The organism is Citrobacter sp. Cf132 (assembly GCF_030333885.1).
Taxonomy (GTDB): Bacteria; Pseudomonadota; Gammaproteobacteria; order Enterobacterales; family Enterobacteriaceae; genus Citrobacter; species Citrobacter freundii.
Window position 1 is genome coordinate 59,174 of record NZ_JAOWFA010000055.1, and the last position, 24,732, is coordinate 83,905.

22 protein-coding genes and 1 riboswitch are annotated in these 24,732 nt (G+C 52.0%); of the genes, 11 read left to right on the forward strand and 11 right to left on the reverse strand.

From position 1 onward, the window contains the following. Positions 1 to 50: 50 nt before the first annotated feature. From parE to nudF, 5 genes are read right to left on the reverse strand one after another with little or no spacing between them, the layout of a single operon-like run. Positions 51 to 1,943 (reverse strand): DNA topoisomerase IV subunit B, encoded by a 1,893-nt coding sequence (gene parE, locus OGV85_RS12700; RefSeq protein WP_061547797.1) that lies wholly within the window; start codon positions 1,941 to 1,943, stop codon positions 51 to 53. Positions 1,944 to 1,971: 28 nt separating this feature from the next. Continuing rightward, the gene (gene yqiA / locus OGV85_RS12705) at positions 1,972 to 2,553 is read right to left on the reverse strand and encodes an esterase YqiA (protein WP_003024575.1); all 582 of its coding nucleotides are present in this window, start codon (positions 2,551 to 2,553) and stop codon (positions 1,972 to 1,974) included. Next, positions 2,553 to 3,380 (reverse strand): 3',5'-cyclic-AMP phosphodiesterase, encoded by an 828-nt coding sequence (cpdA, locus tag OGV85_RS12710; protein WP_003838143.1) that lies wholly within the window; start codon positions 3,378 to 3,380, stop codon positions 2,553 to 2,555. Before cpdA ends, yqiA begins: the two co-directional genes overlap by 1 nt. Positions 3,381 to 3,404: 24 nt before the next feature. Next, positions 3,405 to 3,827: a DUF1249 family protein gene (locus OGV85_RS12715; protein ID WP_003024582.1), complete on the reverse strand. Its 423-nt coding sequence runs from the start codon at positions 3,825 to 3,827 to the stop codon at positions 3,405 to 3,407. Beyond that, on the reverse strand, positions 3,824 to 4,456 hold the full coding sequence (gene nudF, locus OGV85_RS12720) for an ADP-ribose diphosphatase (protein ID WP_003024585.1): 633 nt from the start codon (positions 4,454 to 4,456) through the stop codon (positions 3,824 to 3,826). Before nudF ends, OGV85_RS12715 begins: the two co-directional genes overlap by 4 nt. A 205-nt stretch (positions 4,457 to 4,661) precedes the next feature. Here nudF and tolC point away from each other — a divergent pair, with 205 nt between their 5' ends. The 3 genes from tolC (at position 4,662) to OGV85_RS12735 (ending at position 8,147) form a co-directional block, all read left to right on the forward strand. Beyond that, a complete protein-coding gene (gene tolC / locus OGV85_RS12725) occupies positions 4,662 to 6,146 on the forward strand; it encodes an outer membrane channel protein TolC (protein WP_032937374.1) in 1,485 nt (494 codons plus the stop codon). A gap of 157 nt (positions 6,147 to 6,303) precedes the next feature. Beyond that, positions 6,304 to 6,981, forward strand: coding sequence for a DUF1190 family protein (locus OGV85_RS12730; RefSeq protein ID WP_003024591.1), 678 nt, complete (start codon positions 6,304 to 6,306; stop codon positions 6,979 to 6,981). Positions 6,982 to 6,986: 5 nt separating this feature from the next. Next, positions 6,987 to 8,147, forward strand: a complete 1,161-nt coding sequence (locus OGV85_RS12735) for a glutathionylspermidine synthase family protein (RefSeq protein ID WP_003024594.1) — start codon at positions 6,987 to 6,989, stop codon at positions 8,145 to 8,147. Positions 8,148 to 8,232: 85 nt separating this feature from the next. Here OGV85_RS12735 and ygiD read toward each other — a convergent pair whose 3' ends face one another. Further along, positions 8,233 to 9,021 (reverse strand): 4,5-DOPA-extradiol-dioxygenase, encoded by a 789-nt coding sequence (gene ygiD, locus OGV85_RS12740; RefSeq protein WP_003846311.1) that lies wholly within the window; start codon positions 9,019 to 9,021, stop codon positions 8,233 to 8,235. A 147-nt stretch (positions 9,022 to 9,168) separates the two neighbouring features. Between ygiD and zupT the strand changes: the two genes are divergently transcribed. The 4 genes from zupT (at position 9,169) to dsbI (ending at position 13,757) form a co-directional block, all read left to right on the forward strand. Beyond that, complete coding sequence (zupT, locus tag OGV85_RS12745; protein ID WP_003024600.1) at positions 9,169 to 9,942, forward strand: zinc transporter ZupT; 774 nt, start codon at positions 9,169 to 9,171, stop codon at positions 9,940 to 9,942. 640 nt (positions 9,943 to 10,582) lie between these two features. Beyond that, positions 10,583 to 12,379, forward strand: coding sequence for an arylsulfate sulfotransferase AssT (assT, locus tag OGV85_RS12755; RefSeq protein ID WP_032950123.1), 1,797 nt, complete (start codon positions 10,583 to 10,585; stop codon positions 12,377 to 12,379). Between the two features lie 23 nt (positions 12,380 to 12,402). Further along, on the forward strand, positions 12,403 to 13,071 hold the full coding sequence (locus tag OGV85_RS12760; protein WP_003024608.1) for a thiol:disulfide interchange protein DsbA/DsbL: 669 nt from the start codon (positions 12,403 to 12,405) through the stop codon (positions 13,069 to 13,071). Between the two features lie 14 nt (positions 13,072 to 13,085). Then, positions 13,086 to 13,757, forward strand: coding sequence for a protein-disulfide oxidoreductase DsbI (gene dsbI / locus OGV85_RS12765; RefSeq protein WP_061547798.1), 672 nt, complete (start codon positions 13,086 to 13,088; stop codon positions 13,755 to 13,757). Positions 13,758 to 13,839: 82 nt separating this feature from the next. Here dsbI and ribB read toward each other — a convergent pair whose 3' ends face one another. Continuing rightward, positions 13,840 to 14,493 carry a 3,4-dihydroxy-2-butanone-4-phosphate synthase gene (ribB, locus tag OGV85_RS12770; RefSeq protein ID WP_061547799.1) on the reverse strand — a complete coding sequence of 218 codons (654 nt, stop codon included), beginning with the start codon at positions 14,491 to 14,493 and terminating at the stop codon, positions 13,840 to 13,842. A 106-nt stretch (positions 14,494 to 14,599) separates the two neighbouring features. Continuing rightward, a riboswitch (FMN riboswitch) is annotated at positions 14,600 to 14,749 on the reverse strand. A gap of 132 nt (positions 14,750 to 14,881) precedes the next feature. On the opposite strand from ribB, the gene ubiK reads away from it, so the two are divergent. After that, a complete protein-coding gene (gene ubiK, locus OGV85_RS12775) occupies positions 14,882 to 15,178 on the forward strand; it encodes a ubiquinone biosynthesis accessory factor UbiK (protein WP_061547800.1) in 297 nt (98 codons plus the stop codon). Positions 15,179 to 15,210: 32 nt separating this feature from the next. On the opposite strand, the gene glgS is transcribed toward ubiK, so the two are convergent. Continuing rightward, positions 15,211 to 15,417 (reverse strand): cell surface composition regulator GlgS, encoded by a 207-nt coding sequence (gene glgS / locus OGV85_RS12780; protein WP_019077704.1) that lies wholly within the window; start codon positions 15,415 to 15,417, stop codon positions 15,211 to 15,213. A gap of 260 nt (positions 15,418 to 15,677) precedes the next feature. On the opposite strand from glgS, the gene OGV85_RS12785 reads away from it, so the two are divergent. Both OGV85_RS12785 and OGV85_RS12790 read left to right on the forward strand, forming a co-directional pair. Then, positions 15,678 to 16,307, forward strand: a complete 630-nt coding sequence (locus tag OGV85_RS12785) for an OB-fold-containig protein (protein ID WP_181522690.1) — start codon at positions 15,678 to 15,680, stop codon at positions 16,305 to 16,307. A gap of 23 nt (positions 16,308 to 16,330) precedes the next feature. After that, the gene (locus tag OGV85_RS12790) at positions 16,331 to 17,998 is read left to right on the forward strand and encodes a flotillin family protein (RefSeq protein WP_003024632.1); all 1,668 of its coding nucleotides are present in this window, start codon (positions 16,331 to 16,333) and stop codon (positions 17,996 to 17,998) included. A 92-nt stretch (positions 17,999 to 18,090) separates the two neighbouring features. Here OGV85_RS12790 and hldE read toward each other — a convergent pair whose 3' ends face one another. From hldE to OGV85_RS12805, 3 genes are all read right to left on the reverse strand, one after another. Beyond that, complete coding sequence (hldE, locus tag OGV85_RS12795; RefSeq protein WP_032950130.1) at positions 18,091 to 19,524, reverse strand: bifunctional D-glycero-beta-D-manno-heptose-7-phosphate kinase/D-glycero-beta-D-manno-heptose 1-phosphate adenylyltransferase HldE; 1,434 nt, start codon at positions 19,522 to 19,524, stop codon at positions 18,091 to 18,093. A 59-nt stretch (positions 19,525 to 19,583) separates the two neighbouring features. Continuing rightward, positions 19,584 to 22,424: a bifunctional [glutamate--ammonia ligase]-adenylyl-L-tyrosine phosphorylase/[glutamate--ammonia-ligase] adenylyltransferase gene (glnE, locus tag OGV85_RS12800; protein ID WP_061547802.1), complete on the reverse strand. Its 2,841-nt coding sequence runs from the start codon at positions 22,422 to 22,424 to the stop codon at positions 19,584 to 19,586. A 125-nt stretch (positions 22,425 to 22,549) separates the two neighbouring features. After that, positions 22,550 to 23,851, reverse strand: a complete 1,302-nt coding sequence (locus OGV85_RS12805) for a CYTH domain-containing protein (RefSeq protein WP_096878492.1) — start codon at positions 23,849 to 23,851, stop codon at positions 22,550 to 22,552. 241 nt (positions 23,852 to 24,092) lie between these two features. On the opposite strand from OGV85_RS12805, the gene OGV85_RS12810 reads away from it, so the two are divergent. Continuing rightward, complete coding sequence (locus OGV85_RS12810) at positions 24,093 to 24,713, forward strand: TIGR04211 family SH3 domain-containing protein (RefSeq protein ID WP_003024650.1); 621 nt, start codon at positions 24,093 to 24,095, stop codon at positions 24,711 to 24,713. Positions 24,714 to 24,732: the final 19 nt, after the last annotated feature.

The following is a 24,732-nucleotide window of genomic DNA, read 5'->3' on the forward strand; positions in this document are numbered from 1 at the left end:
GAGAGCCGGATAAGGCATTTTACGCCCCTCTCCGGCTTTTCTACATGCAATTAGCCTTCGAGATCCGCCAGGTCGCCTTTCTCTTGCAACCAGTTACGACGGTCTTCAGAACGCTTCTTGGCCAGCAGCATATCCATCATTGCGTTGGTACGCTGATCGTCTTCATCATCGATAATGAGCTGCACCAGGCGACGGGTGTTCGGATCCAGCGTGGTTTCACGAAGCTGCATCGGGTTCATTTCACCCAGTCCTTTAAAGCGCTGCACGTTCGGCTTACCTTTCTTGCGCTTTAACTGCTCCAGTACGCCCGCTTTCTCTTCTTCCGTCAGCGCGTAATACACCTCTTTACCGAGGTCGATACGGTATAACGGCGGCAGCGCCACGTACACGTGACCGTGTTTCACCAACGTGCGGAAGTGCTTCACAAACAGTGCGCACAGCAGCGTGGCGATGTGCAGACCATCGGAGTCCGCATCCGCCAGGATACAGATCTTACCGTAACGCAACTGGCTCAGATCGTCGCTGTCCGGATCGATGCCGATCGCCACCGAAATATCGTGCACTTCCTGCGAAGCCAGAACTTCATCGGAAGAGACTTCCCAGGTATTAAGGATCTTACCTTTGAGCGGCATGATCGCCTGATATTCACGATCGCGCGCCTGTTTGGCGGAACCGCCTGCGGAGTCACCTTCGACGAGAAACAATTCGGCGCGATTAAGATCCTGTGCGGTACAGTCCGCCAGTTTACCCGGCAGCGCCGGACCACTGGTCAGCTTTTTACGCACCACTTTTTTCGCCGCGCGCAGACGACGCTGGGCGCTGGAAATCGCCATCTCAGCCAGCAGTTCGGCGGACTGTACGTTCTGGTTCAGCCACAGGCTGAAGGCATCTTTCACCACGCCAGAAACAAACGCCGCACACTGACGCGAAGAGAGGCGTTCTTTGGTTTGTCCGGCAAACTGCGGATCCTGCATTTTTACCGACAGCACGTAGGCACAGCGATCCCAGATATCTTCCGCCGACAGCTTCACACCACGCGGCAAAATATTGCGGTATTCGCAGAACTCGCGCATCGCATCCAGCAGACCCTGACGCAGACCGTTGACGTGCGTCCCGCCCTGCATAGTTGGGATCAGGTTCACATAGCTTTCGGTCAGCAGCTCACCGCCTTCCGGCAGCCAGAGCAGCGCCCAGTCCACCGTCTCCGTCTCACCGCTGAAATTACCGATAAACGGTTTTTCCGGCAGAGTCGGTAGGCCATTCACCGCTTCGCTCAGATAGTCATTCAGACCATCCTGGTAGCACCAGCGCTGTTCGCTGTTGTTGACCTCATCCTTGAAGGTGATCTCAACGCCCGGGCACAGTACCGCTTTGGCTTTCAGTACGTGCGTTAAGCGCGAAACAGAAAAACGCGGGCTGTCAAAGAAGCTTTCATCCGGCCAGAAGTGCACGCTGGTCCCGGTGTTGCGTTTGCCGCAGGTACCGACAACCTGTAAATCCTGCACTTTATCGCCATTCTCAAACGCGATGTTGTATACCTGCCCGTCGCGGCGTACGTTCACTTCCACACGTTTGGACAGGGCGTTAACAACGGAGATCCCCACACCGTGCAGACCACCGGAGAACTGGTAGTTCTTGTTGGAGAACTTGCCACCCGCGTGCAGACGACAGAGGATCAGCTCAACCGCCGGAACACCCTCTTCAGGGTGAATGTCTACTGGCATGCCGCGTCCGTCATCAATGACTTCCAGAGACTGGTCGGCATGTAAGATCACGTCCACGCGTTTCGCGTGGCCCGCCAGTGCTTCATCCACACTGTTATCAATCACTTCCTGTCCAAGATGGTTCGGACGGGTCGTATCGGTGTACATCCCAGGGCGACGGCGTACCGGCTCAAGCCCAGTGAGTACCTCAATGGCATCAGCGTTATAAGTTTGCGTCATGGTTTAAATAAGCAATTCGAATTGATCGTCAGAAACTGTGCAGTCCAAGGAAATCGACAATCGGGTTGAAATAATCTTCGAAGCCCGTGAATGCGTGGTTTCCGCCCTCAATAACTGTCTGACGGCAGGAGGCGTAATACGCCACCGCCTGGCGGTAGTCCAACACTTCATCGCCCGTTTGTTGGAGCAGCCAGATCAAATCCGGCGCTTCCAGCGGGTCAATCTGCATGACTTTAAGATCGTAAATATGGCGTGACTCTAGCACATATTGCTGCCCCGTGTAGGGGTTCTCGTTTTGACCGAGATAGTCGACCAGCAGTTCATAAGGCCGTACAGCAGGGTTCACCACCACTGCCGGCAGCATAAAACATTGCGACAGCCAGGTGGCGTAATAACCACCTAATGAGGAACCGACAATCCCCAACGACTCTCCGCCATGTTCAAGAATGATCGATTCCAGCATCTCTGCGGCCTGGGCCGGATACGGCGGCAACTGCGGTACGATCATCTCAACGTGCGGATGGTGCTCCGCCAACCAGTTTTTCAGCAAACACGCCTTCGCCGAACGAGGAGAGCTATTAAATCCGTGAAGATAGAGAAGCGTAGACATCAGTAGCCTTCTGAAGCGGTATCAGGGTGGAACCGATTACCCTGCAGACGACGTACCTGAGTCTGCAACGTCCCGTCAGCAAAAAGCTCCAGCGTCCGCCAGCCGGGGCTGATGGTATCCAATGTGAAATTGGAACAGTGCGGCTTAAACTGCACGCAGGTCGACGGCGTCGCCAGCAGACGGCGTCCGTTCCAGTCCAGATCCAGTTCCTGATGAATATGCCCGCACAGCAGATACTTCACGCGTGGATAGTTCACCAGCACGTTATCCAGCTCAGCGGCATTGCGCAGGCTATGCTGATCGAGCCAGCTACAGCCCGCAGGCAGAGGATGATGATGCAGAAGCAGCAAGGTATTACGCTCTGGTGCATCAGCAAGTTTACGCTCCAGCCATTCGAGCTGGAATTCACTTAATTCACCGTGGGGAACGCCGAACACCTGGCTGTCGAGCAGCAAAATTTGCCACTGTTCGCCGATGAAAACACGCTTGGCAGGGGAAATTCCCGCATCCTGCAGCGCGCTGTACATTGCCGGCTGAAAATCGTGATTGCCCGGTAGCCAAACGCAGGGCGCACGAAAGCTTGCGATGCCCTCAGCAAAATGCTGATAGGCCGCAGCGGATTGATCCTGCGCCAAATCACCCGTCGCGACGATCAGATCGTACTCAGGCGACTCTGCATGTATGGCATCCAGTACGGATTGATAACTGTCCCAGGTATTCACACCCAGCAGCGTTTCATGCTTTTCGGCAAACAGGTGAGTGTCTGTAATTTGTAAGATCCTGACTCTGGCCTCACCAGCCAAAGGAAGGGTTAACAGGCTTTCCAAATGGTGTCCTTAGGTTTCACGACGCTAATAAACCGGAATCGCCATCGCTCCATGTGCTAAACAGTACCGTAGCCAGTCGGCCAGAAACTGATTAATTTGATGCTTTTCGTCGCGTTGATGCAACTTTTTATTTGGATAATCATACCGCGCTTTGAAGCGAAAGATCTGCTGACTTGAACACACTTCAGCCACCCTCGCGTCATGATACAGGCGCACGGTCAATGACGGCAGGCTCCAGTATGTGACGGCCGGCGCCGTTTGTTCGATCGCGACAAGCGTAGTGTATCGGGTCGATTCAACGATCGTTAACCGATATTGTGCGTTTGCTACCTGATAGCTCACTGTTTCACCGGCTGCATCATTACGTGGCAGCAGGCGGCGCAATTGCGAATAGTTGGTTTCGCACAGGCGCATCATTTCAGGGAAGTCAGGTGTGTAACGCTTCATTTTTTCCACTCAGTTTTTAACTCTTGATAGTGCAGCTGTAACCATTGCAAGGCGATGACAGAAGCCGCGTTGTCGATTTTCCCCTCTTCTACCCATTGATAAGCCTGCTCCCGGCTCACCACATGAACACGAATATCTTCGTTTTCATCAGCCAGACCATGAATTCCGCTCGCGGTCGTAGCGTCCACTTCGCCAACTAAAATAGACAGGCGCTCACTGGTGCCGCCAGGGCTTGCCAGATAGCTCAGAACGGGTTTCGTACGTTTAACGTCCAGTCCGGCTTCTTCCATCGCTTCACGACGGGCCACATCTTCAACAGTTTCGCCCTCTTCGATCATTCCGGCTACCATTTCCAGTAGCCACGGGCTTTCGCTGGTATCAAACGCCGCGATACGGATCTGCTCGACCAGTACAACTTCGTCCCGCTCAGGGTCAAAGGGTAGCAAGACTGCCGCGTGTCCGCGCTCAAAAATTTCGCGCTTTACCTCACCGCTCATACCACCGTTAAACAAGCGATGGCGGAACCGATAAAGATCCAGTGAAAAAAAACCGCGGTATAGCGTTTCTCGTGCAATAATTTCTACATCATTTTTAGTGAAAGTCATTGGCAAGTTGTCTGGTTTACGCATTGTGCTGTCCTGAAACCAATAGTGATTAAAATGTGAATTTCAAGGTCGTTTGACTGATGTTTGAACGCCCTTGTGTTAAATTGATGCAAATTAACGCCGTATGGCACGTAACGCCAACTTTTTGCAGTGGCGGATTCTGCTAGAATCAGCAAATATTTTTACAATTTGATCAGCGCTAAATACTGCTTCACAACAAGGAATGCAAATGAAGAAATTGCTCCCCATCCTTATCGGCCTGAGCCTGTCGGGGTTCAGTACTTTGAGCCAGGCAGAAAACCTGATGCAGGTTTATCAGCAAGCACGCCTGAGCAACCCGGAATTGCGTAAATCCGCCGCCGATCGCGATGCTGCATTCGAAAAAATTAACGAAGCGCGTAGTCCATTACTGCCGCAACTGGGTTTAGGTGCCGATTACACCTACAGCAATGGCTACCGTGATGCAAACGGCGTCAACTCCAACGCCACCAGCGCGTCATTACAATTGACTCAGACGCTGTTCGACATGTCTAAATGGCGTGCCCTGACGCTGCAAGAAAAATCAGCGGGCATCCAGGACGTAACGTATCAGACCGATCAGCAAACGCTGATCCTGAATACCGCTACGGCCTATTTTAACGTACTGAACGCGATTGATGTGCTGTCTTACACCCAGGCACAGAAAGATGCGGTTTATCGTCAGTTAGATCAGACCACTCAGCGTTTTAACGTTGGTCTGGTCGCCATCACTGACGTGCAGAACGCCCGTTCACAATACGACACCGTGCTGGCGAACGAAGTGACCGCGCGTAACAATCTGGATAACGCGGTAGAACAGCTGCGTCAGGTGACCGGTAACTATTACCCGGAACTGGCTTCGCTGAACGTTGATGGTTTCAAAACCAACAAACCGCAGGCGGTGAATGCGCTACTGAAAGAAGCGGAAAACCGCAACCTGACTTTATTGCAGGCGCGTTTAAGCCAGGATCTGGCGCGTGAGCAGATTCGTCAGGCACAGGACGGTCATCTGCCAACGCTGGACCTGACCGCATCTACAGGCGTGTCTGACACCTCCTACAGCGGGTCGAAAACTCATGGTGGTACTACGGGTAATCAGTATGACGACAGCAACATGGGCCAGAACAAAATCGGTCTGAGCTTCTCGCTGCCGCTGTACCAGGGCGGGATGGTTAACTCACAGGTGAAACAAGCGCAGTACAACTTTGTTGGCGCGAGTGAACAACTGGAAAGCGCACACCGTAGCGTGGTGCAGACCGTTCGTTCTTCATTCAACAACATTAATGCTTCTATTAGTAGCATTAACGCGTACAAACAAGCGGTTGTCTCTGCTCAAAGCTCATTGGATGCGATGGAAGCCGGTTATTCCGTAGGTACACGTACCATTGTGGATGTGTTGGATGCCACCACCACGCTATACAATGCCAAGCAGCAACTGGCAAATGCGCGTTATACCTATCTTATCAATCAGTTAAACGTCAAATCTGCGCTCGGCACGCTGAACGAGCAGGATTTGGTGGCACTGAACAATACGCTGGGTAAACCGGTATCCACAACACCGGATACCGTAGCGCCGCAAAATCCACAACAAGATGCCGCAGTGAATGACTTTAACGGCACTGGCAATTTGCCTGCGGCTCAGCCGACAGCAGCACGTTCAACCAGCAGCAACGGCAACAACCCGTTCCGTAACTGATGCTGATGACGGGGCTTCGGCCCCGTCTGAACGTAAGACAACGTAAAGATCCGCCCCTTCCTGCGCATTCTCGCCTCTTCCCGCTTCAATTTCGACCAGTCATCCTCTATCCTGAGCATTATTTACTGTATTTACCACTGGGTCCTGGAAGACAAAAATGAAACGGACAAAATCGATACATCACGCCTCGTTCCGCAAAAGCTGGAGCGCGCGCCATCTGACTCCTGTCGCCCTAGCAGTTACCGCAGTTTTTATGCTCGCGGGCTGTGAAAAGAGTGACGAAACGGTTTCGCTTTATCAGAACGCTGACGATTGCTCTGCAGCAAATCCGGGTAAAAGCGCCGAATGTACTACCGCGTTTAACAACGCGCTGAAAGAAGCTGAACGTACCGCGCCAAAATACGCCACTCGTGAAGACTGTATCGCTGAATTCGGCGAAGGCCAGTGCCAGCAGGCTCCTGCGCAAGCAGGTATGGCGCCGACCGGTGAAGGTCAGGCTCAGGCGCAGAATCAAAGCAGCGGCAGCTTCTGGATGCCACTGATGGCAGGCTACATGATGGGCCGACTGATGGGTGGCGGAATGGGCGCTCAGCAACCGCTGTTTAGCTCGAAAAACCCGGCCAGCCCGGCTTACGGCAAATACACAGATGCCAGCGGTAAAAACTACGGCGCAGCAACGCCGGGTCGCACCATGACCGTACCAAAAACCGCTATGGCACCGAAACCAGCCACCACCTCTACCGTAACCCGCGGCGGATTTGGTGAATCTGTGGCCAAACAGAGCACCATGCAGCGTAGCGCAAGCGGCACCACCACACGTTCAATGGGTGGCTGATCGTCATGGAAAGAGTCAGTATTGTTGAGCGCCCGGACTGGCGCGATAAAGCCACCGAATACGGTTTTAATTTTCACACTATGTACGGCGAGCCGTACTGGTGTGAAGACGCGTACTACAAACTCACCCTTGCTCAGGTTGAAAAGCTGGAAGAGGTCACCGCAGAGCTACATCAAATGTGCCTCAAAGTGGTGGAAAAGGTCATTGCCAGCGATGAGCTGATGACCAAGTTTCGCATTCCGAAGCATACCTGGGGTTTTGTCCGCCAGTCCTGGCTGACACAGCAACCGTCGCTCTATTCACGTCTCGATCTGGCGTGGGATGGAACCGGTGAACCCAAACTGCTGGAAAACAACGCTGATACCCCAACCTCGCTATACGAAGCTGCGTTTTTCCAGTGGATCTGGCTGGAAGATCAGCTCAATGCGGGCAACCTGCCGGAAGGCAGCGATCAGTTCAACAGTCTGCAGGAAAAGCTGATCGAGCGTTTCACCGAGCTGCGTGAACAGTATGGTTTTCAACTGCTACATCTGACCTGCTGTCGTGATACGGTGGAAGATCGCGGTACGATCCAGTATCTGCAGGATTGCGCGGCCGAAGCAGAGATCGCTACAGAATTCCTCTATGTAGAAGATATTGGTCTTGGTGAAAAAGGCCAATTCACCGATATGCAGGATCAGGTGATCGCTAACCTGTTCAAGCTCTATCCGTGGGAATTCATGCTGCGTGAAATGTTCTCCACCAAGCTGGAAGACGCTGGCGTTCGCTGGCTGGAACCCGCCTGGAAGAGCATTATTTCCAACAAAGCACTGTTACCTCTGTTATGGGAAATGTTCCCGAATCATCCGAACCTTCTGCCAGCATATTTCGCCGAAGACGACTACCCGCAGATGGATAAATTCGTTGTCAAACCGATCTTCTCGCGCGAGGGAGCTAACGTCTCCATCATTGAGAACGGTAAAACGATCGAATCCGTGGAAGGACCGTACGGTGAAGAAGGTATGATCGTGCAGCAGTTCCATCAGCTACCGAAGTTTGGCGACAGCTATATGCTGATTGGCAGCTGGCTGATCAACGATCAACCCGCAGGAATCGGCATTCGTGAAGACCGTGCGTTGATCACGCAGGATCTGTCACGTTTCTATCCGCATATTTTTGTCGAATGATTGAGAGTGCCGGGTGGCGGCTCCGCCTTACCCGGCCTACGGCACGAACTTAATGCCCGATAAGCGTAGCGCCATCGGGCGTTCATCACCCAACCTGCACCGACAACATACTTAAACTTCCCATCTCGATACCATCTACAGGGATCGTAACAGACTCTTTACCATCCCATGCCCCGAGAACATACAGCAGCGGCAGATAGTGATCTGGCGTCGGGTTCGACAACGATCCACCTTCATGATCGAGATAGTTCACCAGCGGGTGCTGCTCAACCGGTCCCTGCCAGGTCAGGTTAGCCTTAACATAATCATTGAATGAGGTTGCCCACGGATATGGCGTGTTCTCACCGTGCCAACGCGCAGTACGCAGGTTATGCACCACGTTACCACTGGCCACCAGCATAATACCCTCATCACGCAGTGCCGCCAGCTTGCGGCCCATCTCAAAATGCCAGGCCGCCGGTTTTGTACTATCGATGCTTAACTGCACCATCGGGATGTCGGCATTCGGGTACATCTTGATCAGTACGCCCCAGGAACCGTGGTCAAAACCCCACGCCTCTTTGTCTAACGCGACGGGTACAGGAGCAAGTAAATCAACCAGGTGCTGCGCCAGTTCAGGCGAACCGGGCGCTGGGTAATGGGTGTCATACAGCGCTTGCGGAAAACCGCCGAAATCGTGGATCGTTTTAGGCGCTTCCATCGCTGTCACACCCGTTCCACGGGTGAACCAGTGCGCCGAGACCACCACAATGGCTTTCGGACGCGGCAACGTTTCCCCCAGTTGCTGCCAGGCACGGGTATAAACGTTATCTTCCAGAACATTCATCGGGCTACCGTGGCCCAAAAACAATGCTGGCATACGAGTTGAAGACATGATGATATCCTTACTGAGGGAGTCATTTTGATACCATTACAATACGCTTATTCGGTTGATGAAGAACTCAGATAACCATGATGAAGATCATCAGTTATTTTGACGATCCAGTCCGGAAAGCAGATTGATAAGGAGTTTTATTTGTCGATGTCAGTACCTTTACTTCTGACTTTACTGGCAGGTGCCGCCACGTTTATCGGCGCATTTCTCGGCGTGTTAGGGCAAAAGCCTTCCAACCGCGTTCTCGCCTTTTCTTTAGGCTTCGCTGCCGGGATTATGCTACTGATCTCTCTAATGGAAATGCTACCTGCTGCGCTGGCCGCTGAAGGCATGTCGCCAGTTCTGGGCTACGGAATGTTTATCGTCGGCTTGCTGGGCTACTTTGGCCTGGACCGTCTATTGCCGCACGCGCACCCTCAGGATCTGGTACAAAAAACAACGCAGCCTCTACCCGGATCCATTAAACGCACCGCGATTTTATTAACGCTCGGCATCAGCCTGCACAATTTTCCGGAAGGGATTGCGACGTTTGTTACCGCCAGCAGCAACCTCGAGCTGGGCTTTGGTATTGCGCTTGCCGTCGCATTACACAATATTCCTGAAGGATTAGCCGTTGCAGGTCCGGTCTATGCAGCAACGGGCTCCAAACGTACGGCGATATTCTGGGCCGGGATCTCGGGCATGGCGGAAATACTGGGCGGCGTACTGGCGTGGTTAATTCTGGGGAGTCTCATCTCGCCTGTGGTGATGGCGGCAATAATGGCGGCAGTAGCGGGTATTATGGTGGCGCTGTCAGTCGATGAATTGATGCCACTGGCAAAAGAGATCGACCCAAATAATAATCCCAGCTATGGGGTCCTGTGCGGAATGTCGGTGATGGGGTTAAGTCTCGTCATCCTCCAGTCCATGGGAATCGGATAATCCAGAGGGCGGATGCCACCCTGCTATTTTACAGCATCCGCTCATCCATAGCAGAACGTGAAGGACTATTTCTGTTCCTTAATCACGCTGTTATCTTCACCAGAACGTCGGAAGAGTTTGTTTCGCGCCTCAAGCAATGCGTCTCTGTCTTGTCGGAATGCCCGACAATAACGCTTCATATGGCAATAATAACCCAATGCAACGAGTGCAATTAATACGATCCAATACCAGGCAATAAACATTCTTTTACCCTTAACATTTAACATCATTAAACATTTAACGTTAAAATTTTACATAAACTTATTCTGACATACCCCTATAGTGGCATATTTCAGAAACAAATATATGATTTCGATCATATAAACCAGCAGCTATGCCAATAGCTAAAACAGTTATAAAAAAATAAAACTCTGTCGACGAGATCACACTAAGCAATAATAAACATTGTTCTTAAAATACCTCACTCATACTATCCAGAAAACAATAAAAATTAGATTTTGTAGAATAATACACTTCATAAATATTTATATACCCACAATAAAAGTGACATCAGTAGTACCATTTTCATTTTTAGCCATATCGTAAAAACATAATATATTCAGTGAAATTATATTTAAAGTTAATATAAGGAGATATATCCATGTTTAGACAATACCGAAAAACACTTCTCGCTGGCACACTCGCACTGACGTTTGGATTAACCGCTGGAAATTCGTTTGCCGCAGGTTTTCAACCCGCTCAACCTGCGGGAAAACTGGGGGCAATAGTAGTTGACCCATACGGAAACGCCCCGCTTACCGCACTGGTTGAATTAGATAGTCACGTTATTTCAGATGTTAAAGTCACCGTTCATGGCAAAGGCGAGAAAGGAGTTCCTGTTACTTATACAGTTGGCAAAGAGTCGTTAGCAACCTATGACGGCGTGCCTATTTTTGGTCTTTATCAAAAGTTTGCTAATAAGGTCACCGTTGAATATAAAGAAAATGGCAAAGCCATGAAGGATGATTATGTGGTGCAAACGTCCGCCATCGTTAATCACTACATGGATAACCGTTCTATTTCCGATTTACAGCAAACGAAAGTTATTAAGGTAGCGCCTGGTTTTGAAGACCGCCTCTATCTGGTGAATACCCATACTTTCACCCCACAGGGGGCAGAATTCCACTGGCATGGTGAAAAAGACAAAAATGCCGGCATCCTGGATGCAGGTCCAGCCGGTGGCGCATTACCTTTTGATATCGCACCCTTTACCTTTGTCGTCGATACGGAAGGTGAATATCGTTGGTGGCTGGATCAAGATACCTTTTACGATGGCCATGACATGGATATCAACAAGCGCGGCTACCTGATGGGTATTCGTGAAACACCGCGCGGCACCTTCACAGCCGTTCAGGGTCAGCATTGGTACGAATTTGATATGATGGGGCAGATTCTGGCCGATCATAAGCTACCGCGCGGCTTCCTCGACGCGTCGCATGAATCGATCGAAACAATCAACGACACCGTGTTGCTTCGCGTGGGCAAACGCGATTATCGCAAAGAAGATGGCATCCATGTGCAAACCATCCGCGATCAGATAATTGAAGTAGACAAGTCCGGTCGTGTGGTTGATGTGTGGGATCTGACAAAGATACTCGATCCGATGCGTGATGCGCTTCTGGGTGCGCTGGACGCAGGCGCGGTATGCGTCAACGTTGACCTCGCTCATGCCGGTCAACAGGCGAAACTGGAGCCAGATACTCCTTACGGTGACGCCCTCGGAGTGGGTGCAGGTCGTAACTGGGCGCACGTTAACTCCATTGCCTATGATGCCAAAGATGACTCCATTATTATCTCTTCCCGCCATCAGGGTGTTGTCAAAATCGGTCGCGATAAACAGGTGAAGTGGATTCTGGCACCGTCTAAAGGCTGGAATAAGGCGCTGGCAAGCAAGCTGTTAAAACCGGTTGATGATAAGGGCAACGCGCTAAAATGTGACGAAAACGGTAAGTGCGAGAATACTGATTTCGATTTTACCTACACCCAACACACCGCATGGCTCTCGAGCAAGGGGACATTAACCATCTTTGACAACGGCGATGGTCGTGGGCTCGAACAACCGGCATTGCCGACGATGAAATACTCCCGGTTCGTCGAATATAAAGTTGACGAGAAAAAAGGAACCGTTCAGCAAATTTGGGAATACGGAAAAGAACGCGGTTACGATTTCTATAGTCCCATCACCTCGGTTATCGAATATCAGAAAGACCGCGACACCATGTTTGGATTTGGTGGTTCTATTAATTTATTTGACGTTGGACAACCAACCATCGGCAAAATCAACGAAATTGACTATAAGACTAAAGAAGTCAAAGTCGAAATTGATGTCCTTTCAGATAAGCCAAACCAAACGCACTACCGCGCATTACTGGTTCACCCACAACAAATGTTTAAATAATATCGTTAGATTAAGGATTAATTATGTCATCTAAATGGATTACTTCATTATTTAAAAGCGTGGTATTAACCGCCGCACTTGCCTCGTCGTTTGCCGCCTCAGCTTTTACAGAAGGCACTGATTATATGGTTTTGGAGAAACCGATTCCTAATGCTGATAAGACGTTAATAAAAGTATTCAGCTACGCCTGTCCGTTCTGTTACAAATATGATAAAGCCGTGACTGGCCCGGTTTCTGAAAAAGTGGCCGATCTCGTCACCTTCACACCATTTCATCTTGAAACCAAAGGGGAATATGGTAAACAGGCCAGTGAAGTTTTTGCAGTAATGATTGCTAAAGATCAGGCAGCAGGGATTTCATTATTTGATGCCAAATCACAGTTCAAAAAAGCGAAATTCGCTTATTACGCTGCTTACCACGACAAGAAAGAGCGCTGGTCAGATGGTAAAGATCCGGCCGCATTCATTAAAACAGGCCTGGATGCTGCAGGCATGAGCCAGGCAGATTTTGACGCCGCGCTGCAAGATCCCACCGTTCAGCAAACGCTGGAGAAATGGAAAGCGGCATATGACGTCGCCAAAATTCAGGGGGTTCCGGCTTACGTCGTTAACGGTAAATACCTGATCTACACCAAGAGTATCAAATCCATTGACTCCATGGCTGAGCTTGTCAGAGAACTGGCGACAAAATAAACAGGGACGAGGCTATGGTTTTCATAAAAGGATGGTGGCGGGACTTACGTACCACGCCGGTTGATACGCTGGTGAGATGGCAGGAACAGCGCTTTCTGTGGCTACTGATGGCCTGCGCAATGGGCGGGTTAATAATATTGGCACACTCGTTTTTCCAAATCTATCTCTATATGGCCCCCTGCGAGCAGTGTGTCTACATTCGCTTTGCCATGTTTGTGATGGTTTTCGGTGGATTGATCGCGGCAATAAACCCTAAAAATGTTGTTCTGAAGCTTATTGGCTGCATTGCGGCATTCTACGGCAGCATCATGGGCATTAAGTTCTCGCTCAAACTCAATGATATTCATCATGCGGTACATAGCCCAGATTCGCTGTTTGGCGTCCAGGGGTGTTCCACCGATCCGACATTCCCTTTCAATTTGCCGCTGGCAAGCTGGGCTGCGGAGTGGTTTAAACCCACTGGAGATTGCGGCTATGATGCCCCCATAGTGCCTGATGGCGTGGCACTCAGCAGTACGCAAAAGTGGTTTATCGATCTATACCAACAGTCTGAAGGCTGGTATCTGTTTCCACCGTGGCAATTTATGAACATGGCGCAGGCATGCCTGTTAGCCTTTGGCTTATGTTTAGTGCTGTTGGTGATAATGAGCGGCGCCTGGACTTTAAAACTGACCAGAACCAAATAATTTGAGCAAAAATAAAAAAACCGAAGCCTGGAAGATGGCTTCGGTTTTTTATGCTTACCACAACTAACGTGGTAATAGTCTATTAGCTGGCTTTGCGCTCGTGCGCCTGACGATAAGCCACTAAATCTTCGATAGTGACTACAGCCATATTGTGCTTGCCGGCAAACTCAATGCACTGTGGCGCACGCGCCATGGTGCCATCATCATTAGTCAATTCGCACAGCACACCCGCTGGTTTAAACCCAGCCAGCGTCATCAGGTCGATGGTCGCTTCAGTATGACCACCGCGGGTCAACACACCACCAGCTTGAGCACGCAGCGGGAACACGTGCCCCGGACGGTTCAGATCGGAAGGTTTAGCGCCATCCTTAATTGCCGCACGCACCGTAGTAACACGGTCTGCTGCGGAAACGCCGGTGGTCACGCCTTCTGCGGCTTCAATGGTCACGGTAAAACCGGTACCGTAAGCGCTGGTATTATTTTCCACCATCATTGGCAGATCGAGCTGTTTGCGTCGGTCTTCAGTGATGCACAGGCATACAATACCGCTACCGTGACGGATGGTCAGCGCCATCTGTTCTACGGTCATGGTTTCTGCCGGGAAAATCATATCGCCTTCGTTTTCGCGATCTTCATCGTCAAGCACCATCACACCGCGTCCTTCACGCAGCGCAGACAGCGCATGTTCAACACGTTCGAAAGCCGTACCAAAAGAGGAAAGTAGCGTCTGATTCATGGTAAAAAAACCTCACTAAAATTATGGTTACCAGAATCAGGGCAGTCTTAGGAGTACCGTCTAAGCGGCAAAAAAATAACGTGAGCGGGTCCATGCCCGACTGGATCGTTACTCTCTCCCATCCGGACTCTAACCGTCGGCCCCGGAATTACACCGGATCTGCTGACCTTTTTGCCGTAACAAAAAGCGCTCGCGGGCTTTCAACATCAGTTGATTTACCGCCGGTGGGGAATTTCGCCCCGCCCTGAGAATAAGCGGGTTAACTATAACGCTATTGATTACCTTCATCAACGCCTTTACTCGTCTTAGCTTCACACAATTCTGGTTTATGCCTGTGCCAGTTCGCACTACAATAGGCAGCAACACGTACCAGTTCAGGGAAACCACAATGATTGACCCGAAAAAAATTGAGCAGATTGCTCGTCAGGTTCACGAGTCGATGCCGAAAGGGATCCGCGAGTTTGGCGAAGACATCGAGAAGAAAATTCGTCAAACGCTGCAGTCACAGCTGACCCGTCTGGATCTGGTAAGCCGTGAAGAATTCGATGTACAGACTCAGGTTTTATTGCGCACACGTGAAAAGCTGGCGCTGCTTGAGCAACGTCTGACTGAGCTGGAATCGCGTGAAAAAACGGCAGAAGTTAAACCTGCCCCCGCGATCCCGTCAGTCGATCCGCAAGAGTAAAACGACAACGGGCCGCAAGGCCCGTTTTTCTGTTAGTGTTCCAGTTCTAGCTTCCTGGCTTCCGTCGCCTGCTGGCAGTACAGCGCATAACGTTTGCAAAACCAGCTACGATGTTCTTCATCCATGTTCCCGGTTATCGCCTGGATATCAACGGGATGGCCCTCAGCCTGCATTCTGGCAAAACTACGGGCCAGGAAATCGAAATTGTTCATTGAATACATATTGCTGTTCATGAGCATACCCTCCAGTTATTTAATATCTGCTAAGGCCATATGCTTTTTCTAATTTCAGTATTTCCCTGGATACGAAGTTATTCTGTACATATTGTGCGCAAAAAAACCGCCTGCTTCACAGTTTCCTACAAAATCTAAGAGGGGGATGAGCCCCTTTTCGGATTAAAGACCAGGGTAACGCATGTTATTGTAACGTCATGTAAAAGTAAGAGGTAAAACCATTACTTTTGACACGGACAGGGAACGCAGTAACAGGAGGAAACAACTTGGTATTATTCACGGATTATAACAGCCCCTACCTGTTTGCTATTTCATTTGTACTGTTGATTGGCCTACTGGAAATCATCTCTCTTATTTTTGGCCATTTTCTTTCAGGTGCGCTTGATGCTCACCTCGAACATTACGATGCCCTGACTTCTGGCAATATCGGCCAGGCGCTTCACTATCTCAATATCGGGCGGATCCCGGCACTGATCGTGCTGTGCTTACTCGCTGGCTTCTTTGGACTCTTCGGTATCCTCCTTCAGCATGGCTGGGTCACGCTGTGGCAAGTACCGCTCAGCAACCTGCTGCTTGCTCCGGTGAGTTTTATTCTTGCCGTCTTCGCCGTGCATTACAGCGGAAAAATCATTGCTCCCTGGCTGCCGCGGGATGAAACCACCGCCCTCGCTGAAGATGAATTTATCGGCAGCATGGCGATTATTACCGGACATTCCGCAAGTGCCGGAACCCCCTGCGAAGGCAAATTTACCGATAAGTTCGGGCAGACTCACTATGTGCTGCTGGAGCCTGAAGCGGGCAAAGAATTCAAAAAAGGAGACAAGGTGCTGATTATCTGCCGACTCTCCGCAACGCGTTACCTGGCCGAGCTAAACCCCTGGCCGACTGTTTTATAATTTTATACAGAGGGATCTTATAGATGGATGATGTTTTTGGCATGTTACCTTCATGGATGTTTACCGCCATTGTGGCGGTGGTCGTCTTAGTAATTATCGGGATTATTTTTGCCCGCCTGTATCGCCGCGCATCTGCTGAACAGGCGTTTGTGCGTACCGGCCTTGGTGGACAAAAAGTGGTGATGAGCGGCGGCGCAATTGTCATGCCTATCTTCCACGAAATTATTCCTATCAACATGAACACCCTCAAACTTGAGGTGAGCCGTTCAACTGTCGACAGTCTCATCACCAAAGACCGTATGCGCGTGGATGTCGTCGTCGCCTTTTTCGTGCGTGTAAAACCGTCTGTTGAAGGGATTGCTACCGCCGCACAGACGCTGGGACAGCGAACACTGTCACCAGAGGATTTACGTGTGCTAATAGAAGATAAGTTTGTTGATGCCCTACGTGCCACTGCGTCGCAGATGACCATGCATGAACTGCAGGATACGCGTGAAAACTTCGTTCAGGGCGTACAAAATACCGTCGCGGAAGACCTGTCCAAAAACGGCCTGGAACTGGAGAGCGTTTCACTCACCAACTTTAACCAGACCGAAAAAGTCCATTTCAACCCGAATAACGCCTTTGATGCCGAGGGTCTGACCAAGCTGACCCAGGAAACAGAACGCCGTCGTCGCGAACGTAACGAAGTCGAGCAGGACGTAGAAGTTGCCGTTCGTGAGAAAAACCGTGATGCGCTGTCGCGCAAGCTGGAGATCGAACAGCAGGAAGCCTTCATGACGCTCGAGCAGGAGCAGCAGGTGAAGACCCGCACGGCCGAGCAAAACGCTAAAATTGCCGCCTTCGAAGCCGAACGCCATCGTGAAGCTGAGCAGACGCGCATTCTTGCCGAACGCCAGATTCAGGAAACAGAAATCGAGCGCGAACAGGCGGTGCGATCCAGAAAAGTCGAGGCCGAGCGTGAAGTTCGCATTAAAGAGATCGAACAGCAGCAGGCAACGGAGATCGCCAACCAGACCAAGTCCATCGCCATTGCCGCCAAGTCTGAACAGCAGTCTCAGGCTGAAGCACGCGCTAACGATGCGCTGGCCGAAGCGGTTCGCGCTCAGCAGAACGTAGAAACCACCCGCCAGACCGCAGAAGCGGATCGTGCCAAACAGGTGGCGTTGATTGCCGCAGCGCAGGATGCAGAAACCCAGGCGGTTGAACTGACCGTCCGGGCAAAAGCGGAAAAAGAAGCCGCAGAATTGCAGGCGGCGGCAATTGTGGAACTGGCCGAAGCCACGCGGAAAAAAGGTCTGGCGGAAGCCGAAGCCCAGCGTGCGCTGAACGATGCCATCAACGTGCTTTCCGACGAACAGACCAGTCTGAAATTTAAGCTGGCCCTGCTGCAGTCCCTGCCAGCAGTCATTGAGAAATCCGTTGAGCCAATGAAATCTATCGATGGGATCAAGATTATCCAGGTTGATGGTCTGAATCGTGGCGGCGCCGTCGGTGAAGTGACCGCAGGTAACGTAACCGGAGGGAATCTGGCTGAGCAGGCATTATCCGCCGCCCTTGCCTATCGTACACAAGCGCCGCTGATTGACTCGCTGTTAAATGAAATTGGTTTGTCCGGTGGTTCGCTGTCGGCACTGGCCGATCCGCTGAAAAACAGTCCACAGCCTGTTGAGAAAACGACTGAAGAATAAGAAACAGAAATGCCGGATGGCAACGCTTACGCGTTTTATCCGGCCTACAACCTCGTAGGCCGGACACCGCCATCCGACAAACATTCCAATTGTTATTTATCGCTGTCTTTCTGGATCTTCTTGATGATATTGGTCGTTGAGCAGCCATCTTCGAAGTTCAGCACCAGCACTTCACCGCCGTTCGCCCATACCTCTTTGCTGCCCGCAATATCTTCTGGCTTATAGTCACCGCCTTTGACCAGCAGATCCGGCAGGATGCCGGCGATCAGACGCTGCGGTGTATCTTCTTCAAAAGAGACCACCCAGTCGACGGATTCCAGCGCGCCCAGCACGATCATGCGCTGTTCCAGCGGGTTAACCGGACGCGTTTCACCTTTCAGACGTTTGGTCGACGCATCGCTGTTTACCGCCACGATCAGGCGATCGCCCAGCTTGCGCGCATTTGCCAGATAGGAAACGTGGCCCGCATGCAGGATGTCGAACACGCCGTTAGTCATCACCACTTTCTCACCGCGCTTGCGGGCGCTGGCAACGGCCTGTTTCAGCTCAGATTCGCTCATCACGCCAAAACCAGTATCAGCCCGACCACGCACCGCGTTTTCCAGTTCAATCGGAGAAACGGTGGAGGTTCCCAGTTTACCGACCACAACACCGGCTGCAGCGTTGGCAAAATAGCACGCCTCTTCCAGTGTGTTACCCGCCGCCAGCGTCGCCGCCAGCACGCCGATTACCGTATCGCCCGCACCGGTCACGTCATACACTTCCTGCGCCTGCGTCGGCATATGCAGTGGCGATTTGCCCGGTTGCAGCAACGTCATCCCCTGTTCAGAACGGGTAATCAGCAGTGCGGAAAGGTCGAAATCAGCAATCACTTTCATACCGCGCTCAACCAGTTCATCTTCGCTTTTGCATTTACCGGCTACCGCTTCAAACTCAGACAGGTTCGGCGTTAGCAGCGTTGCGCCGCGGTAACGTTCAAAATCGGTCCCTTTCGGATCGATAAGTACCGGAACTCCAGCCTTACGCGCCAGAGCAATCATCTGCTGCACGCTTGCCAACGCGCCTTTGGCATAGTCAGAGAGCACCAGAGCGCCGATAGAACCCAGCGCCTGGTTAATACGCTCGTGCAGCGGCTGCGGATCCACGCCTTCAAAACCTTCTTCAAAATCCAGACGAATCAACTGCTGGTTGCGGGAAAGCACGCGCAGTTTGGTGATTGTCGGATGCGTCGGCACGGACACGAAATCGCATTTTACGTTCACATCCGCCAGCGTTTTGCTCAGCGCTCGCGCCGCGTCGTCGATACCGGTCAAACCCACCAGACGAGAATTTGCGCCCAGAGAGGCAATGTTCATCGCCACGTTTGCTGCGCCACCGGGACGTTCTTCGATGGTATCGACCTTCACCACCGGAACCGGCGCTTCAGGTGAAATACGGCTGGTAGGGCCGTACCAGTAGCGATCCAGCATCACATCACCGACAACCATGACTCCTGCACGTTCAAACTCTGGCAGCGTTACTTTCATTCCTGTCTCCTGAGAGATTCTCTGAGGGTCTTAAAATTTGCGCGCGATAATAGCACACTTCACTCGGCAACCAGCCACTTCTGCCAGCTGTCACGCACCAGCGTACGTTCAGCGTCAAAGTGCTCCAGCGCCACATGGCCCGGAAGTTCCTGCAACGCAAGATGGTGAAGTTCATCACGCAACGTCGTATAAGCACGGGTAAGCGCCAGCGCTTCCTGCTCGTCCATAATGTCGTTTTGCGCCAGTAATTCCAGAATGCGCACATTATCCGACCAGCGCGTCAGCTTCGGTTTTTCATGCGCATAGCGCAACACCAGATACTGCGTAATAAACTCAATGTCTGTGATGCCACCCTCATCCGCTTTAATATCAAAACGATCCCGATGCTTATTGCCCAAATGGGCGCGCATTTTCTCACGCATTTCACGCACGTCGGTCTGCAAGGTTTTTCCATCACGGACGAGGGTCATGATATCGCGACGAATCGCATCAAACTGAGAGGTCAACTGCGGGTCGCCATATACCACACGAGCACGCACCAGTGCCTGATGCTCCCATGTCCAGGCTTCGTTGCGCTGGTAATCGTCGAAAGCGTCGGTTGATGTCACCAGCATTCCCGCCGCGCCGGATGGACGCAGCCGCGCATCCACTTCGTACAAAATACCGGACGAGGTACGGGTGCTGAAAAGGTGCATAATGCGCTGCGACAGACGCAGATAGAACTGTCGCCCATCAATCTCACGTTCACCGTCCGTCATCACGTCCATCGGGCAATCATGCAGGAAGATCAAATCAAGATCCGAACTGTAACCCAGTTCCCAGCCGCCCAGTTTGCCATAGCCGACGACGGCAAAACCGCGCCCCTCACGTTCGCCAAGATGGGTAGGTTGCCCGTAGCGAGCAACCATCTGCGTCCACGCCTGCTGGACTACCGCATCAATAATCGCTTCCGCCAGCCAGGTTAAATGGTCGCTCACCTTCATCACCGGCAGCGTGCCGGCGATATCAGCCGCGGCAATACGCAGTAGCTGCGTTTGCTTAAACTGGCGCAGTGCCTCCAGTTGCTGCTCTTCGTCATCTTCCGGCACGCGCAGCAAATACTGGCGCAGCTCATCACGGTAGGCGTCCGTCGCGGTAGGTTGATACAGGGTATTCGGATCCAACAGTTCATCGAGCAACAACGGATACCGCGCCAGCTGGCTGGCGACCATCGGCGAGGCCGCACAGAGCGAAATCAAATGCTTCAGCGCCCCGGGGAATTCGCTCAGCAGTTCCAGATAGGTCGTGCGAGTCACAATACCCACCAGCAGCGGTGTAATGCGTGACAGCGGGACTGAGGCGTCGTCACGCGTACAGACATCGCTCAGCAGATGCGGCATTAAATGATCCAGCACCTGTCGTCCGCGTGGGCCAATAGTGCGTTTATCCAGCTCTTTGCGGAAATCAGCAATCAGAGACAGCACGCGCCGCCGATCGTCATCCGCCAGATGCGTCAGCACTGGCGTGGTGTCATCTTCCTGTAAGGCATCCTGCCACAATTCGCGCCACTGTTCTGAGAGCGACTCTTCCTGGGTTTCGGCCTCGTCATCGCCAATCAGCTCGTTAAATACCCGGCGTACGTTGTCCATATGATTGGTCAGCACATCGGTTAACTGCTGCCAGTCATCAACGTTCATCCCCCACGCCAGCCGCGCGCGATTCAGTTCATCACCCGGCAGCGTCTGGGTCTGCTCATCATTGATACTTTGCAGCAGGTTTTCCAGGCGGCGTAAATAGAGATAGGCTGCGCGCAGTTGTTCCGCGTCGGTATCAGACAGCAAGTGCAGCGCATTGATGGCGCTAAGCGTCGGTAACAGCGAGCGGGATTGCAGCGATGGCTCGCGCCCACCGCGAATCAGCTGGAATACCTGCACGATAAATTCGATTTCACGAATGCCGCCCGCCCCCAGCTTGATGTTGTCTTTCAGGCCACGACGGCGTACTTCACGCGCAATCATCCCTTTCATGTTACGCAGCGACTGGATCACGCTGAAATCAATATAGCGACGGAAGACAAAAGGCCGCAGCATGGCACGAAGCTCACTGACGTATGTGCCGTCGGCATCGCCCATAATGCGGGCTTTAACCATCGCATAGCGTTCCCAGTCGCGCCCTTGTTCCTGGTAATAATCCTCCAGCGCGGAGAAGCTCAGCACCAGCGGGCCGCTGTCGCCAAACGGGCGTAAACGCATATCCACCCGATAAACAAACCCATCCATTGTGGGCTGATCCAGCACTTTGATAAGCCGCTGGCCCATACGGGTAAAGAACTGCGCGTTATCCAGCTCGCGGCGCCCACCCTGTGTGCTGCCGTGTTCCGGCCAGGCAAAAATCAGGTCGATATCGGAGGAAAAATTCAGCTCGCCGCCGCCGAGTTTCCCCATGCCTAAAATCAGCAGCGGCTGCGCAACACCTTCAGGATTACACGGCGTACCCCATTCGCGACAGCAGGCTGCGTACAACCAGTCGCGCGCGGCGACGATCAACGTTTCAGCCAGATGACTTAGCTGCTGCAAAATACTCTCTTCGGTCACCAGCGACAGCGTCTGTGCCCAGGCGATACGCACCATAATGCGACGGCGAAACAGGCGTAACTCACGCATCAGTGTGTTTTCGTCACTAACGTCAGCCAATGCTTGCTGCAACCAGTTGGCATAGTGTTGCCATTCATCCGCCAGGGGTGGAGTGCTTTCCAGCTCAGCCAGCCATTCGGGATGGGCAATAATGCTGTCACGGACAAAATCACTGAATGTAAGTACTGACTTCGTCTGAACGCTAAGCGAGGACTCAGATATTGCTGCTGGCAGCCGCTCAACAACGGTCGGCCAGTACTGCTGTAACGGTGAAGAGAGCTGCTTCATTTACGGGTTATCCTTTGAATGGTGCCGGATGCGTCTTTTCGCCTTATCAGACCTACATGACAGTTACACACATCGCGTAGGCCTGATAAGCGCAGCGCCATCAGGCATCCCGGCCTCGGCCCTGATTATCGTTTTCCGCTGTGCAGCCAGAACGGTTCCAGCGCGATCGCCTCGTTGCGGAAGTGTTCAATTTCAATATATTGGTTGGCCGCAATGGCGCGACGTAAGCCCTGCCAAGTAGCGATCCATTCTGATGCGACATTTTCGTCGTAGTATCCCGCCAGCATCAGCATGCTATCAATGTTGCGCGTCAAACGTGGAAGCTGATCGGCGTACTGATCGCCCAACGGCTGCGCAAAAGCGGTTTTCAGCTCAGCAGCATGGCGTGAAAGATGGGTATCAGAGAAGCGCTTAAAGGAGTCGGCAATTTTGCCCTGCGCCTTCGCATCCAGGAACGGCTGCCATCCTTTGGTCACCAGCCATTCGGTCAGCGCCAGCTTGGCCATTGCCGTTTGCGTACTGTAAACCGCCGAAATAGCAGAAACGTCCGACGCAATGATCGCTTCCGATTGGGTCAGCAAATCACGTAAGTGAGCGCTCGCTTTTCGTGGCACATTACCGCCAAACAACATCAGAATGTGACGCACCAGACCCATTGCCGCCAGCACCTCGGCTTTCGCCCCTTTCACGCCGCGTACCCACAGCTCTTCGTGGTACTGCCACTGTGATAATGCCAGCTCCAGCGCCGCTTCCAGCCCCTGCTCAATGCTCGCCTTCGCCGGAACCTTCAAAATCCGCGTCGGTTTGAGTTCGCGCAGCGCATTCCCCTGGGCCAAATGATAACCGCGCGCGGCTTTGCTCAAACTGCCCTGGCGTAAACCGGTTTGCGAAACCAGCTGGTTTGCCAGCTTCAGTACCGCACGGGTATCGCCGCTTAGCAGTTCAAGTTCAAGCTCACAGATAGGTTCTGCAAACTCGCCCGCTTTCACTTCCCCCAGATCGAGGGCCATTTCAATCCGGCTGCCATCAACATCAACCAACCATTTCTCACGGTAAAAATCGGTGCTGAACAACGGCTGCACTTGAGAAACAAGTTCAGCGGGCAGTTTGCCATCAGGCCAGACTTCGGTTGGGAACAAGGTGAGATCCAGCTCAGGCGCGTTTAGCGCAACGTTATATTCCGGTCGCTGATGCAGACCGCCCGTCACGCGTCCGGCAATTTTCATGGTCATTTCGTAATGACCGTTTTCACCGCGAATACGCAGCCCCATATCGTGACCACGCAACCACGCATCCGGCGTTTCGTAGTAAATATTCAGCAACTGGCTGGGCGCATGATGCTCTCCCCCCAGCGTATTCAGACGTTCACGTAGCGCATCGACAGCGTCACTATTAACGATAAATTTTAATTCGATTTCCTGGGCCATGGTCTTGTACTTATGGGTTATGTCACAGTTGAGAAAACTGACTGCGAACTAAGTTCGTTCTTTATGGTCAGTAGATAGTATTTTGCGCCAAATTGCCATGCAACGAGCAATTTGACGGGCGTAAAAGTTTCGAGTGGTGGCAAAAAGGACACAGATGATTCCGATTGATGTCGAATGCTTTGCGTAGAGACACTGATGCCACTACTATCGTTCCACTTTCTATGACAATAACGACAGCCTGATGCCAAAATTACGCCTGATTGGATTAACTTTACTCGCACTTAGCGCCACTGCAGTCTCTCATGCCGAAGAAAAGCGCTATGTCTCTGACGAACTGAACACCTGGGTCCGCAGCGGTCCGGGAGATAATTATCGCCTCGTGGGTACGGTTAACGCCGGCGAGGAAGTCACGCTATTACAGACTGATGCCAACACCAACTACGCCCAGGTGAAAGACAGCACCGGACGTACCGCCTGGATCCCACTGAAAGAGCTGAACAGTACGCCGAGCCTGCGTACCCGCGTTCCCGACCTGGAAAACCAGGTTAAGATCTTGACCGATAAGCTCAATAATATCGATACCACATGGAATCAGCGTACCGCCGACATGCAGCAAAAGGTAGCGCAGAGCGACAGCGTGATTGACGGGCTGAAACAAGAAAACCAGAAGCTGAAGAACGAACTTATCGTGGCGCAAAAGAAGGTGAGCGCAGCCAACCTTCAGCTTGATGACAAGCAGCGTACTATCATCATGCAATGGTTTATGTATGGCGGCGGCGTGCTGGGTCTTGGTCTGCTGCTCGGTCTGGTTCTGCCACACATGATCCCAAGCCGTAAACGCAAAGATCGCTGGATGAACTGAATCGCCTTCTCCGCCACAC

Bases quoted from the DNA above. Each gene is read 5' to 3' on its own strand.
- ribB (WP_061547799.1), bottom strand. From the start codon at position 14,493: ATGAATCAGACGCTACTTTCCTCTTTTGGTACGGCTTTCGAACGTGTT.
- glgS (WP_019077704.1), bottom strand. From the start codon at position 15,417: ATGCTCATGAACAGCAATATGTATTCAATGAACAATTTCGATTTCCTG.
- OGV85_RS12715 (WP_003024582.1), bottom strand. From the start codon at position 3,827: ATGAAGCGTTACACACCTGACTTCCCTGAAATGATGCGCCTGTGCGAA.
- dsbI (WP_061547798.1), top strand. From the start codon at position 13,086: ATGGTTTTCATAAAAGGATGGTGGCGGGACTTACGTACCACGCCGGTT.
- OGV85_RS12730 (WP_003024591.1), top strand. From the start codon at position 6,304: ATGAAACGGACAAAATCGATACATCACGCCTCGTTCCGCAAAAGCTGG.
- OGV85_RS12735 (WP_003024594.1), top strand. From the start codon at position 6,987: ATGGAAAGAGTCAGTATTGTTGAGCGCCCGGACTGGCGCGATAAAGCC.
- nudF (WP_003024585.1), bottom strand. From the start codon at position 4,456: ATGCGTAAACCAGACAACTTGCCAATGACTTTCACTAAAAATGATGTA.
- hldE (WP_032950130.1), bottom strand. From the start codon at position 19,524: ATGAAAGTAACGCTGCCAGAGTTTGAACGTGCAGGAGTCATGGTTGTC.
- parE (WP_061547797.1), bottom strand. From the start codon at position 1,943: ATGACGCAAACTTATAACGCTGATGCCATTGAGGTACTCACTGGGCTT.
- assT (WP_032950123.1), top strand. From the start codon at position 10,583: ATGTTTAGACAATACCGAAAAACACTTCTCGCTGGCACACTCGCACTG.
- yqiA (WP_003024575.1), bottom strand. From the start codon at position 2,553: ATGTCTACGCTTCTCTATCTTCACGGATTTAATAGCTCTCCTCGTTCG.
- glnE (WP_061547802.1), bottom strand. From the start codon at position 22,424: ATGAAGCAGCTCTCTTCACCGTTACAGCAGTACTGGCCGACCGTTGTT.
- OGV85_RS12810 (WP_003024650.1), top strand. From the start codon at position 24,093: ATGCCAAAATTACGCCTGATTGGATTAACTTTACTCGCACTTAGCGCC.
- ubiK (WP_061547800.1), top strand. From the start codon at position 14,882: ATGATTGACCCGAAAAAAATTGAGCAGATTGCTCGTCAGGTTCACGAG.
- OGV85_RS12760 (WP_003024608.1), top strand. From the start codon at position 12,403: ATGTCATCTAAATGGATTACTTCATTATTTAAAAGCGTGGTATTAACC.
- zupT (WP_003024600.1), top strand. From the start codon at position 9,169: ATGTCAGTACCTTTACTTCTGACTTTACTGGCAGGTGCCGCCACGTTT.
- ygiD (WP_003846311.1), bottom strand. From the start codon at position 9,021: ATGTCTTCAACTCGTATGCCAGCATTGTTTTTGGGCCACGGTAGCCCG.
- tolC (WP_032937374.1), top strand. From the start codon at position 4,662: ATGAAGAAATTGCTCCCCATCCTTATCGGCCTGAGCCTGTCGGGGTTC.
- OGV85_RS12790 (WP_003024632.1), top strand. From the start codon at position 16,331: ATGGATGATGTTTTTGGCATGTTACCTTCATGGATGTTTACCGCCATT.
- OGV85_RS12805 (WP_096878492.1), bottom strand. From the start codon at position 23,851: ATGGCCCAGGAAATCGAATTAAAATTTATCGTTAATAGTGACGCTGTC.